This window comes from Methylocystis sp. (assembly GCF_051062815.1).
In the GTDB taxonomy this organism is placed as follows: Bacteria; Pseudomonadota; Alphaproteobacteria; order Rhizobiales; family Beijerinckiaceae; genus Methylocystis.
Window position 1 is genome coordinate 17,411 of record NZ_JBPFDU010000035.1, and the last position, 10,651, is coordinate 28,061.

Genomic DNA, 10,651 nt, shown 5'->3' on the forward strand with positions numbered 1-10,651 from the left:
ATTGCGATCGTCATCGCGTCCGCACCGCTCTTCGTGGCAGCCGGGCGACGCTGGGGCTCGTCGTTCGCGTCGCCTGGTTGACGCCTACAGGATCGAAGGCTTCATTGAAGATGCAGAGCACCTCCGCGCCTTGGCGCAGGCGCAATTCGCGCCCGACCGCGTGGACCACGACGAGTTCGCCACGCACGTCTTTTGGCACAAGACTTTCGGTCCCATCGGAGGCGACGAGGAAGATTGCGGGAACTTCGCGATTGCCCTCAAACCGCAGCGTCGTCTCCTTGCCGTCGTCATAAACGGCATCGGGCTCCAGACTTGGCGTTCCTTGTGCCGAATAGCTCCAATTGCGAGGCGCTATGGCGTTGTGGAGCGCGAAGGTTTCATCGACTGCGCGCGCCTCCATCTCGCTGCTCCTCGATGCCGCGGCATAGCGGCGCGCCTCCGCCTCGTCGCCCGGATAGGCGAAGCGGACCATGAAGTAGCTTTCCCCAAGCGAGCTTTCGGCTATTGACAGCTCGAATTGATAGGAGCGCTTGCGGCCGTCCCGGCGCGTCGTGACCACCTGCAGATTGGTCGGAGGGTGCCTTTCGCGCGGCTTTAGAAAGAGGATGTTGCCGGCCGGCGCGACTTCCCAAGAGATGGAATCGCCGATCGCGACATGGGCAATCTCTTCGTCCTCGGAAAAGACCACCTGGGTCGACGCTCGTATGACGCCGTTGATCTTGACCACGTTGAAGGGATCGTAGGCGACCAGGCGCATGCGCGCGTCGCGCGATCCAGCCAGAGGCTGCTGCAGGGCGAGGCTCGGGAGGGGCGAGATCAGGAATCCGCATGCGATCGTCGCCATAGCGCCGGCTAAGGACAATCGATTCATCATGGCGCGGTTTCCGGATCGGAGCGGTATTCGGAGACAAGAAAACCGAGAGGATTGATCAGGCGATCGGAAGACGCGATCGTCGCCTTCTTCTCGAATGAGAAGGCGACCGTGGCGATCCAATGCGAGAGCTTGATTTCGTCGCCATGACGGACTTCGCGCAAATAGCGCACCGAGGCGAGATTGGGACCGAGCAGCGAAATCGCCTTGATGCGGATTTCGGCGACGCCGCTCTTGCCATAGGCGACCTGCGGGCTGTCAGGATTTGAACCCCGATAGAGGGTCGAAAAGCGCGTCTGCTCGCCCTGCGTCGAGAGCAACGAAATAGTGCGGAAATTCACGGGCGCCTCGACAAAACTGTAGCCCTCCCGAGCTTTCACATATTGAGCAAGAAAATATTTTGCGATCGCTTCGTCATAGGCTTGCGGCTCGTCCTTTAGCGCGGAAACCACATCGACAATGCCGGTCGCGTTGTCGACGCGAATAACGAAGGGCTCGACGGTCTTGAGCGGAGTGAGCGCCGCGACCGCGCCGATCGAGACGAAAGCGAGAGCCGAGGCCGCCGCCGCAACGCCCCAGGCGATGCGCTTCGAGCGTTGCGCCGAGAGAAGGAGATCCTGCTCCCAGAGGCGAGCGCGTTCGAAATAGGCCTTCAAACCGCCGCGCTCAACCATGGTCTCTATCCCCACAGCGCCGCGCCGAAGCCGCGATATCGAATACGGGGAGAGCGGCGGTTCGCTCGTTCGCATGCGCCCTGCCGATTTCGCCCTTGCGAATGATTGGTTCGCCAATTGCGGGTTGCGTCGGCGCCTCGATCGGCGCAGCGTTCTCCCAATCCCATAGCGACCGATTGAGCGGACGTCGCGTCCAGCCGTCGCAGGAGGGCGCGCCCGCGCCCGTGAGACTTGCGCAACTGGTTAGAGGCGTGGCGAGCGCCAGCGCCAGAAATCCCATTCGTGCCGTCATTGCGTCTCCGAAAACCATGATCTTCGAGATGGCGAGTAATGCGTTATTCCGCGGGAACGTGGCGGATGCTGCCGCCTCTCCGCCGTCGCTGCAGAGCCTGCACCGTCCGTGTCGCGGCGACATGGGCGCCGGCATAGGCGCCGATCGTCGCGCCCAGAGTGGCGGTGGTTGCAGTGGCCGCCATCCAGCGGTTGAGCATATGGGCGGCGAGCGATGCGCCGCCGCCGGCGAGCGCCCCCGCGATTTCGGGCAATTGCAGAGCGATATAGGCGGCGAGGCCGAGCACCGCGCTGATCGCCACGGCGCCGACGATCAACTGGCCGCCGGTCGCGGCGTTGGCGCCGTATTTGTCGACGAAATGCCCGACGGTCGTCAGCATCAGCCCGATCAACGCGACGACGAGGACATGCAGGACCACGAAATTGGCGAGCTGGCGCGTCCAGGCTTCGCCGAAGGTGCGCGTGGCCTCGAACAGCATGAGCGCGATGAAGATCGGTCCGAGCGCCAATACGAGCGCGAGGCCGACTTTGGCGTAGAGCATGATCGCGAATTGCAGGAAGCCGCTCACGGCCGTGAAGACCAATAGGATGGCTGCGATCAGCGCGGGGGCGACGTTAGTAATCCCAGCCTGCTCGTAAATCTGGGTTGCGACCTCAACTCCCTTATTGAGCAATTGATCGAAAGGCTGACCCGATTTCATATCGAGGCCGCCGGCGATGGCGTTGCTGATTTCTTTGGGCAGCGATTCGAAAAAGAGCCCAGTGACATATTGCTGGTAGGAAGTGGCGTTGGTCGCGAGCAGGATGACGGCGACGATACGGATCGAACGCCAGGCAAAATCAAGGATAGGCTCCTGGATCGCGCCGCGCATGACAGCGATCCCATAGATCACTACATAGAGCATCACCGCAACGCGCAGCGGCGCGTCGACATATGATGAGACATTCTGAACGGCGTTTGAGACGAACTGCGTGATGGGTTGCTCGAATTCTTTCAAGAACTCGTCGAAAACCTGAATCGCCATTTGCTCTCCCCTCAGCGCTTCAGGCTTTGGATGGCGCGCTCTCTGCCGAGCATCATCAGCCGCTCCTTGGCGTAGCCGGCGTTGACGCATTCGCCTGTGGCGCCCAGCACGCCCAGATCGTTGCGGCACTTGGCCCAGGTCTCGTCGAGCGCCTCCGGATTTTCGAGAAACTCGAGCACCGTTCGCACTTTCGGCGGTTCGGGCGAAGTAGACCGAGATGGCGACTTGTCACGAGCCTTGTCGCCGCAAGCCGCGAGCATGAGAAGCGAGCCAAATACGAGGAGAGGTTGCTTCACCGCAGGGCTCCTTTCATTTCTTGGACGAGCTGGCGACCGTGTTCGCGTTCGCGCTCGACGTCCATATCCACTTGCGCACGCTGAATCATCGCGAGGCCCTGCAGGCGCACCACGTCGTTTTGCAGCAGCGCCTGTTCGGCCTGAAGGCGGGCAGAAAGGTCGAGCACTTCCTTCGCGTCCTTGGAGCCGCTGATCTGGCGGCGCAGTTCCTCGAGCTGATCGATGCGCCGAGAGGCCGTGTCATAGACGGCCTGACCGAGCGAGTGCTTCGCGCCCGTTTGGCGGGCGATGCGATCGAGCTCAGAGGCGTAGAAGGAGTTTCCGGGATTTTCTGTGTACACGCGATTTTGCGAGAGATAGCTGTCGATGGAAGAGGCGAAGCCGCCTGAGCCTGATCCCTTGATGAGGCCCTCGATCTGCGAGAATTCCCCCGGCAGATATTTCCGGAATTCCGAGGAGTTTAGGAGGCTCGCGATGTCATTGGCGTTCGTTAGCCTGTTGAAGGAATCATAGAGCTGCTTCGCCTGCGCGAGCTGATCCTGCGCGACTTTTAATTGCGAGGAGAGCGTCTCGACCTGTCTTTTCATTTCGATCAATTGGTCGAACTGGCGCGCGAAGACGCTCGGATCAAAAACGACCTGACTTGCGGCCGGAAAGGGCAGGGCGGCCATGATCACGAGAGGAATGAGTCGAGCAGGCGGATTCATGCGAGCCCCTTTTGGCGACGATGGAAAAGTGGGAACCAGTTCGCGGGATCGTCGCCGACTTCTGCGCGCAGCCGATCAAGAAGCTCGACGGTCGCGGTGCGGCCGGAGAGGATGGCGAGCGCGTCGTCCATGCCTTTGAGATCGAGTTCGGCGATGACGGCGTCATGGCCTTGTTTCAGGAGAAAACGACGGCTCTCAGTCGAAAGCTCTTCGCGGATCAGCCGGAATTCCGTCTTGGTCAGATGAAAGCCGTCGACATAGTCGTGCGCCTGGCCACGGGCGTTCGGAAAGAAGATTTGCGTGGGGCATTGCTCGACGATGGTGTGGGCGATCGGCGAGGCCAAGGCGTCGCGCGGCGATTGCGTGCCGAACACCATCACGCCGTTCTTCTTGCGGATGGTCTTTAAGCCATCGTTGGCGAGATCGCGGAAAGCCTCGTCGCCGAGCGCCTTCCAGAATTCGTCGATCGCGATGACGATGCGCCGGCCGTCAATGAGCTCTTCGACGCGTCGAAACAGCACCATCATCAGCGGCGTGCGGATCACCGGATCGTCGAGGACCTCGGTCATGTCGAAGCCGAAGGCGTGTGAATCGATGCTGATTGCGTCTTCATCGGCGTCGAGAACCCACCCCAGCGCGCCGCCTTTACACCAGCGCTCCAGCCGTGCGCCGATTCCCTCCGTATCGCGTTGGCCAAGAAAGACGCGCAGCGCCGAGAAGGATCGCTCATGGGGCGACATGTCGCGCAGCGCCAAGAGGCCGTTGTCGATCCTCTGCTCGTCGGCGACTGACAAAGGCCGGCTCTCGACGCTGACGAGCTTGCGCACCAACGCGCCGAGGAAGGCGAGGTTCGACGGCGTCAGATCGAAGCTCTTCAAAGGCGCGCAGCCCGTTGGCCTGCCGCTCGCCAGGGTCAGGTAAGAGCCGCCGATCGCCCGGATGAAGAGCTCGGCGCTGCGATCCTTGTCGAAGAGGACGAGCTGGCAGTCGAGTTTTTCCGACTGGGCCAAAGCGAAGGTCAGGAACGTGGTCTTGCCCGAGCCGGAGGGTCCGCAAATGAAAGTATTGCCCAAATCGCCGACATGGAACGAGAAATGAAACGGCGATCCGGATGCGGTCTTCAGCGCGGCGATGGCCGGCCCCCAATGATTGCCGTCGGTCCTACCCGACGGATAGGCGTGGAAGGGCGAGAGTCCCGCGAAATTGCGCGAAGTGATCGCGCCGGCTCGCGCCCGATATTTGAACAGGCCCGGCAATTGCGCCCAGAAGGCTGCCTCTAATCCGAGGTCCTCGCGCGCCACCACCGCGCCAGCGTCGGCGAGAATGCGCCGCGCTTGGCTTATCTTGTCGAGAAGAGCCCTTGGTTCCTCTGCAAGGACCAGTAGCGACAGATGATGTTCGCCCATGACGAAGCGGTTCGACTCGAGATCGTCGAGCGCCGCGTCGATTTCGCCGATTTGCGAGGCGGCGGGATCGTTGGTGGAGAGAAGCTGATTCTGCTTGCGCATCATGACCGTCCTCGCTTCCGCCTTGCCGAGGAAAGCGAAGCTCTGCGCGAGGACGAGTTCGAAGGGCGCGGCCAGAAGTCCGTCGAGAAGGCCCGGCCTAGTCGTCGCCGGATAATCTTTAAACGCCAACATGCCGGCGAAGCGTGAACCGCCGGGGCTACGGATTTCGATCGTCTCGCGGCCGAAGATCAGGCGGTTGGCATAGAGCGCCGGTCCAACTGGACCTTGGACGAGCGGGAAGGGCAGACGTTCACAAGCGACGAGTTCCTGCAGGAAGGAGGCGGTCTCGGAAAAGATGCCCCCCCGCTGTTCGAGGAAGCCGAGGCGACGCGGGTGGTAGCGATCAAGCGCCGCCATCAGATCGCGCGAGACGTCATCGAGCTTCTTTAGCCCAAATGGTTCGACCTCGGCGCGGGCGTGCTTCGCGCGCGCAAGGCGCGAAAAGAACAGCGAGGCGCGCTCAGTCGTGTCGCGTCCCGGATGCCAGACGAGCGTCAAATGGAGCTCGTTGCCATAGAGCATTTCTGAGACGAGCCGCGCCCGATAAGCCTCATTGAGCTCGTGGGCGAATTCCGAGCGAAAGGCGCCGTCAGGATAATCTTCGATCCGCCGTCGGATGACATGTGTCCACAGCGCCAGCCGTTCGTCAGCGATGTTGCGCATTATCAGATTGAGCTTGGCGTGGAGGTCGTTGAGATCGGCAGCATCCGCCGTCTCGAAGGAGATGCCAGAAAGTCGAATCGTGGTGATCAGCGCTCGCGTCGAGAGTGAGATGACGTGCTCGGTGACATGGCGCAGATAGGGCAGGTGGGCGTTAGCCTCCACCTCTCGCGCTTTGATATGCGCGGCGACGCTAGCCATGAGTGAGCTCCTCGGCCCTGAAGCGGCGCACGAGCCGCAATGGCGTGCAGGAAGTGCCGCCCCAAAGATTCGCATTGCGGTGACGGCCGCGTGTCTCGAACCAGGCAAAAAGAATCCGGAATTGATTGGCGTCACGTCGGCAGACGAGCCGGCAGGCGAAGTGGATCGGCAGGGCGATGAGGCCGTAAAGCAGGCTGCCAGCCAAGACGAATAGGATCGACGAGAAGATGACGTTGAGGCCCATGGCTTCCATCGTCACGCCGAGGATCATCGCCGGGCGCGTACAGGCGAGGAAAAGCGTGTCCTCGACGAGGCGTTCGTCGCTCATGAGTCGTTCCGATCGAAGAGATGGAGGGACAGAGGCGCAGCTCCGCGCCTATCTGCCAGTCAACGTCGAGACGATCTCGGCGGCGCCGAACAGAATCGCGACGCCGAGAATGACATAGCCGGCTCGCCTCAAGTCGAGATAGCCGAACATCCAAGTCATGCCGGTGATGATGATGGCGAGCGTGGCGAGCAGCTTCGCGACATTACCGGTGAGTGCATCGACGATGTTCTGAAGAACTCTTTCGACATTGGCGCTTTGCGCTAATGCGGACCCATCGAAAACGAGAGTGACGGCAGTGCTCGCGAGCAACTGGAACGAGAGACGACGAGCGAAGGAAAGCATCATAAATTTCGGACTCCATTTGAGATATACAGATATGGTTCGCGGCGCGGCGTTACCGTGGGAAGGGAGACGCCCCATAGATGAGGAGCGATTTTCCGGAGCCGCCGCCAAAAACGTCCCATTGCCGCTTGGGCGGCGCCCACGATTCCGTAAGAGCGGCGGATTCTTCTCGAGGAGTCGGGCGCGCTTCGCGATGATCAAATTCACCATTAACGGAAAGCTTTGCGCCTGCCCCGCTCGGAAGAGCCGGGGTTTTTTGTCTTGAAAAATGTTTGGGGTCGTTGTCGAGAATCTGCATGGCGGCGCGCAGCGACGGGCAGCTCTCGAAGGCGTCCGCGACGCCGATTCCTGCCTTGTCCAGCTCGCCAAATGTCAGACCGGTCAGACCCAAACGCACGTCTTGTGCGCCAACTTTCGCTTGCATCGCGAGAGCAATCGCCTCGTCTTTGGAGGTCGCGAGTATTTTGATCGGCGTGCTGCCATAGATTGTGAGCGAGAGAGGCTCAAAGCCGCTCGCCACTCGTACGATCTCGATCAGCGGTCTTATGTCGATGCGGGGCGCACAATCCTCTGCAAGCGCCATGAAAGCTGAAAAGTCCACTGGGTATCCTCCGCGGCGTCAGGCGGCGTTGCGCTGCGCTTTCTGTCCGATCTGTCGTGGGCGGATATTTACGGCGGCGCTGGCGCGGCGGCGACTTAGTGAGGCGAAGCGCATGGTTCGAGATTTCCGAATCGCGGATGAATTCGGGCGCAGAAGACCAGAAGCGCCGCGGCGATAAACCTGCGAAATTTCACAGGAGTTCAATAAACGCGTTCACAAAATTGCCGCATCATGATCACAGAGACCGTCCGCAAATTGGCGGCGGTCTTCAAAGGCATGTGGAGGCTGTTGCCCGAACTGGGAGCGGGGCGCGTCGAGTAAACGGCGAGAGGTCCAAGAATGCGGCGAGTTGAAAATGCTTTTCAGGAATTCATCGATGGCGTCAGCACAGCGTCTGACAAGGCAGCGTTTCGCGCGGTCGCCGAGCGGACGACTCAGAAATTGGGCTTTCACAGTTTTGCCTACCTAGGACTCGCCGAGCATGGTCACACATTGATTTCGACATATCCGAAGCAATGGACCACGCGCTATTTGAGCCAACGCTATGATCTTATCGATCCAGTTCTCATCCGCGCGCGCCGCGACCGTGATCCTTTTCGATGGAGCGGCCCGCAGATGGCGAAGGGGCGAGGAGACCAAGTCAAGCGGCTTTTCGGCGAGGCGGCGCAGTTCGGAATAGAACGAGGCGTCACCATTCCAATTCCGGCGGGCTTCGATAGGTTAGCCCTTCTCACTTTCGCGGCCGATAAGCACGGTCCCGACCTTGACGAGAACGCGGCGAAGGCAAGGGACATTTTGCAACTCATGGGCATGTATTTTCATGCTCATGTCGAGGCCGCGTTGAAGCTTCCCGTGAGCCTTGATCCGTCGTCCTCTTTGAGCCAACGCGAAGCGGAGTGTCTCGCTTGGACCTCGCGCGGCCGCACCATGGATCAGATCGGCAAGATTCTCGGCGTTAAGACGCGCACCGTCGCCTTTCATCTCGACAGTGCACGCACCAAACTTGACGCTGAGAACGTCGCGCATGCGGTGGCGTTGGCGTTGAGGCGTGGCCTGATTCCTTGAAGGGATGCAGTTCGAACTTATCGAGCTGTAGCATCAAGGGAGGCCGGATCGGATTCTAGGCCGATGCGAAAAGGATGCAGGGATCGCCGCCTTTTTTAGGATATCTCTCGCGTAAGTTCACTCTTCGGGACTGTCGCCCGCATCCTTCACGCTCAAATCGGTCGCCTCCGGAATTGGGAGATAGCCCAATGTGTCGTCGAAGGCGACAAGAGTCGTGAAAGCTGATTTCAACTCCGCCGTCGCTTCACTCATCGCGAAGCGGATGTTGTGCAGCCGAGAAAGGGCGTCCTGCCCGGCCTCGACGAGATTCGACCTTGCGATCGAACTGGTAGCGTTGCAAGTCGACTTTTCGACGCGACCACGCCATTCGACGAGCGCACGATGCGCCATCGCCTCTTCGTTTTCCAATGCTTCGACCTTGGCGAGCGCTTCGCGATAACGAAGCAAGGCCTCGAGAGCTCTTCTTTCGAGATCGGCATCCTTGCCCATGCGCTCGCTTCCATGATCCTGCTGAGGAGACAGCCATTTAGGCCTTGAACCCGTAAAGGGATTTTTAACGCTGAGCTGACGGGATCAAAGCCGGCACGTCGGTCGGGCCAGAATTTCTGATTGCGAGCCGGTAAGACGATAGAAAACAGGCGGGACATGTCCCAACCAGTTTAGTTTGGTCTGCAGCGTGCGGGACCATGAGGAGCGCGCGCAGGGTGGCCAAGCGCTGTAGTGTGAATTAGCGCCGCGCGACTGAAAATATCGAATACTTTGGCATCGCGACGATCCGCTTTTGACGCTCGCCCGCCGTCGCGAGTGCGGATGTTGTGTGCATTCAGCCACGTCACGATGGCGTTTAGGCCCATCGGCCCATTGTTATTGACCCCATTCAGCGCCATCCGGTAGATGCGCCGCACCGGCTCAGCTGGATCGGGTCGCTCCGGCTACTTTTTGATCTTCGCGCCACGCTGCTCGGCCTCGACGATCGGATAGCCGATCGGCGGCCGCGCGCGTTCCGTAAGCCTGACGCGCGTATTCCTTCATCCACCGCAACGTATGCTTGCCATTCTCCTTCGACTGATATTTCATCGAACAGTGTCATGTTCTGGCGGATCATCACGCTCATATGATCGTCGCCCAAATCTTGCGTGATCGAGATCAGCCGCACGCCATTCTTCGACAGTTTGCGGACATGGAAATCGAACTGGAATTGGTCGCGGAAGAAGCGAGAGAAGCGGTGGACGAGGACCAGGTCGAACGGCGACGGCTTCTGCAGCGCAGCGTCGATCATCGCTTGGAACGCGGGGCGACGATCATTGGTCGCGGTATCACCGGGTTCGACGAACTCGGCCGCGGCCTCCCAGTCGCGCTACAGGCAGTAGCCTTCGATCTGGCGGCGCTGATCGGGAATTGACAGGTTGCTCTCGGCCTCTCGGCCGGTAAAACGCGAGATAGAGCGCGGCGCGCGGGCCGGCGCCATGACCGTCGGGGTTTCCTCCACGCCAAGCGCGGCGCCAGTGCCGCTACTCCTCCGACTCGAAGCTGCGGTTTTCACGGCAATGCCAGAGGCGCAGGATGAAGATGGTCCCGGCCGCGATCTCGTAGCGCATCTCGTAATTGCCGACGATAATCCGGCGGACCCCACGCGGCACATAGGCTTCCAGCTTCTCGCCGATCCTCGGATAATCGAGCAGCCGCTCCGGCGCGTGGGCGAGCTGCTGGACCACGCGCGTCGCCGCCTCGGGGGCAACCGGGCTTAGATGCTCGTGCAGACGCACAAGGTCCGACGACGCCTTGCTGGTCCACTGGATCTTCATTTGAATGGCGAGGGCAGCGGCTTGTCCGTTCCGAGGCTGTCGGCCCATGCCTGGATCGCCTGATGGTCGATCACCCGGCCCGCATTGACATCCTCTAGGGCTTCGAGCGTCATACGGTGACGCTCCTCCTCCTGGTCGACCCAGGCAGCGAGCGCCTGCTTCATCACCCAGCCGCGCGAACGTTCGAGCCGGGCGGCCATCGCTTCAACTTTCTCCGCGAGTCCCAGGGGGACATGCGCGGTCAATACCTTCGTCTCGTTAGCCATTTATCACCCGC

The 10,651-nt window shown here is 60.6% G+C and carries 14 protein-coding genes and 1 pseudogene; 1 reads left to right on the forward strand and 14 read right to left on the reverse strand.

The window, feature by feature from the left end; all coding sequences use genetic code 11:
- Nucleotides 1-10: 10 nt before the first annotated feature.
- Genes virB9 through ACR65W_RS05710 form a run of 10 tightly spaced genes read right to left on the reverse strand, consistent with a single transcriptional unit; the run spans nucleotide 11 to nucleotide 7,504 of the window.
- On the reverse strand, nucleotides 11-874 hold the full coding sequence (virB9, locus tag ACR65W_RS05665) for a P-type conjugative transfer protein VirB9 (protein WP_434498117.1): 864 nt from the start codon (nucleotides 872-874) through the stop codon (nucleotides 11-13).
- Nucleotides 871-1,545 carry a virB8 family protein gene (locus ACR65W_RS05670; RefSeq protein ID WP_434498116.1) on the reverse strand — a complete coding sequence of 225 codons (675 nt, stop codon included), beginning with the start codon at nucleotides 1,543-1,545 and terminating at the stop codon, nucleotides 871-873. Before ACR65W_RS05670 ends, virB9 begins: the two co-directional genes overlap by 4 nt.
- Nucleotides 1,538-1,837 carry a hypothetical protein gene (locus ACR65W_RS05675; protein WP_434498115.1) on the reverse strand — a complete coding sequence of 100 codons (300 nt, stop codon included), beginning with the start codon at nucleotides 1,835-1,837 and terminating at the stop codon, nucleotides 1,538-1,540. Before ACR65W_RS05675 ends, ACR65W_RS05670 begins: the two co-directional genes overlap by 8 nt.
- Before the next feature lie 43 nt (nucleotides 1,838-1,880).
- Nucleotides 1,881-2,861: a type IV secretion system protein gene (locus ACR65W_RS05680; RefSeq protein WP_434498114.1), complete on the reverse strand. Its 981-nt coding sequence runs from the start codon at nucleotides 2,859-2,861 to the stop codon at nucleotides 1,881-1,883.
- A gap of 11 nt (nucleotides 2,862-2,872) precedes the next feature.
- Entirely contained in the window at nucleotides 2,873-3,157 is a 285-nt protein-coding gene (locus ACR65W_RS05685) for an EexN family lipoprotein (RefSeq protein WP_434498113.1), read from the reverse strand.
- Complete coding sequence (virB5, locus tag ACR65W_RS05690) at nucleotides 3,154-3,864, reverse strand: P-type DNA transfer protein VirB5 (protein WP_434498112.1); 711 nt, start codon at nucleotides 3,862-3,864, stop codon at nucleotides 3,154-3,156. Before virB5 ends, ACR65W_RS05685 begins: the two co-directional genes overlap by 4 nt.
- Complete coding sequence (locus ACR65W_RS05695) at nucleotides 3,861-6,233, reverse strand: VirB4 family type IV secretion/conjugal transfer ATPase (RefSeq protein WP_434498111.1); 2,373 nt, start codon at nucleotides 6,231-6,233, stop codon at nucleotides 3,861-3,863. The genes virB5 and ACR65W_RS05695 overlap by 4 nt, the downstream gene beginning before the upstream one ends.
- The gene (locus ACR65W_RS05700) at nucleotides 6,226-6,561 is read right to left on the reverse strand and encodes a type IV secretion system protein VirB3 (protein ID WP_434498110.1); all 336 of its coding nucleotides are present in this window, start codon (nucleotides 6,559-6,561) and stop codon (nucleotides 6,226-6,228) included. Before ACR65W_RS05700 ends, ACR65W_RS05695 begins: the two co-directional genes overlap by 8 nt.
- Nucleotides 6,562-6,609: 48 nt before the next feature.
- Complete coding sequence (locus tag ACR65W_RS05705; protein WP_434498152.1) at nucleotides 6,610-6,903, reverse strand: TrbC/VirB2 family protein; 294 nt, start codon at nucleotides 6,901-6,903, stop codon at nucleotides 6,610-6,612.
- 52 nt (nucleotides 6,904-6,955) lie between these two features.
- Nucleotides 6,956-7,504, reverse strand: coding sequence for a hypothetical protein (locus ACR65W_RS05710; protein ID WP_434498109.1), 549 nt, complete (start codon nucleotides 7,502-7,504; stop codon nucleotides 6,956-6,958).
- A gap of 339 nt (nucleotides 7,505-7,843) precedes the next feature.
- Between ACR65W_RS05710 and ACR65W_RS05715 the strand changes: the two genes are divergently transcribed.
- Nucleotides 7,844-8,569: an autoinducer binding domain-containing protein gene (locus ACR65W_RS05715; RefSeq protein WP_434498108.1), complete on the forward strand. Its 726-nt coding sequence runs from the start codon at nucleotides 7,844-7,846 to the stop codon at nucleotides 8,567-8,569.
- Between the two features lie 117 nt (nucleotides 8,570-8,686).
- Here ACR65W_RS05715 and ACR65W_RS05720 read toward each other — a convergent pair whose 3' ends face one another.
- The 4 genes and pseudogenes from ACR65W_RS05720 to ACR65W_RS05735 all read right to left on the reverse strand — a co-directional run bounded on the left by ACR65W_RS05720 (nucleotide 8,687) and on the right by ACR65W_RS05735 (nucleotide 10,640).
- On the reverse strand, nucleotides 8,687-9,058 hold the full coding sequence (locus ACR65W_RS05720) for a hypothetical protein (protein ID WP_434498107.1): 372 nt from the start codon (nucleotides 9,056-9,058) through the stop codon (nucleotides 8,687-8,689).
- Between the two features lie 388 nt (nucleotides 9,059-9,446).
- A pseudogene (locus ACR65W_RS05725) lies at nucleotides 9,447-9,860 on the reverse strand (recombinase family protein); the annotation flags it as partial.
- Between the two features lie 220 nt (nucleotides 9,861-10,080).
- A complete protein-coding gene (locus tag ACR65W_RS05730) occupies nucleotides 10,081-10,374 on the reverse strand; it encodes a type II toxin-antitoxin system RelE/ParE family toxin (RefSeq protein WP_434502380.1) in 294 nt (97 codons plus the stop codon).
- Nucleotides 10,371-10,640, reverse strand: coding sequence for a CopG family ribbon-helix-helix protein (locus ACR65W_RS05735; protein WP_434502382.1), 270 nt, complete (start codon nucleotides 10,638-10,640; stop codon nucleotides 10,371-10,373). The genes ACR65W_RS05730 and ACR65W_RS05735 overlap by 4 nt, the downstream gene beginning before the upstream one ends.
- Nucleotides 10,641-10,651: the final 11 nt, after the last annotated feature.

What these genes read in the sequence shown, in the direction of transcription:
- virB9 (WP_434498117.1), bottom strand. Translation starts at nt 874, where the DNA reads ATGATGAATCGATTGTCCTTAGCCGGCGCTATGGCGACGATCGCATGC.
- ACR65W_RS05670 (WP_434498116.1), bottom strand. Translation starts at nt 1,545, where the DNA reads ATGGTTGAGCGCGGCGGTTTGAAGGCCTATTTCGAACGCGCTCGCCTC.
- ACR65W_RS05675 (WP_434498115.1), bottom strand. Translation starts at nt 1,837, where the DNA reads ATGACGGCACGAATGGGATTTCTGGCGCTGGCGCTCGCCACGCCTCTA.
- ACR65W_RS05680 (WP_434498114.1), bottom strand. Translation starts at nt 2,861, where the DNA reads ATGGCGATTCAGGTTTTCGACGAGTTCTTGAAAGAATTCGAGCAACCC.
- virB5 (WP_434498112.1), bottom strand. Translation starts at nt 3,864, where the DNA reads ATGAATCCGCCTGCTCGACTCATTCCTCTCGTGATCATGGCCGCCCTG.
- ACR65W_RS05695 (WP_434498111.1), bottom strand. Translation starts at nt 6,233, where the DNA reads ATGGCTAGCGTCGCCGCGCATATCAAAGCGCGAGAGGTGGAGGCTAAC.
- ACR65W_RS05700 (WP_434498110.1), bottom strand. Translation starts at nt 6,561, where the DNA reads ATGAGCGACGAACGCCTCGTCGAGGACACGCTTTTCCTCGCCTGTACG.
- ACR65W_RS05705 (WP_434498152.1), bottom strand. Translation starts at nt 6,903, where the DNA reads ATGCTTTCCTTCGCTCGTCGTCTCTCGTTCCAGTTGCTCGCGAGCACT.
- ACR65W_RS05715 (WP_434498108.1), top strand. Translation starts at nt 7,844, where the DNA reads ATGCGGCGAGTTGAAAATGCTTTTCAGGAATTCATCGATGGCGTCAGC.
- ACR65W_RS05720 (WP_434498107.1), bottom strand. Translation starts at nt 9,058, where the DNA reads ATGGGCAAGGATGCCGATCTCGAAAGAAGAGCTCTCGAGGCCTTGCTT.
- ACR65W_RS05730 (WP_434502380.1), bottom strand. Translation starts at nt 10,374, where the DNA reads ATGAAGATCCAGTGGACCAGCAAGGCGTCGTCGGACCTTGTGCGTCTG.
- ACR65W_RS05735 (WP_434502382.1), bottom strand. Translation starts at nt 10,640, where the DNA reads ATGGCTAACGAGACGAAGGTATTGACCGCGCATGTCCCCCTGGGACTC.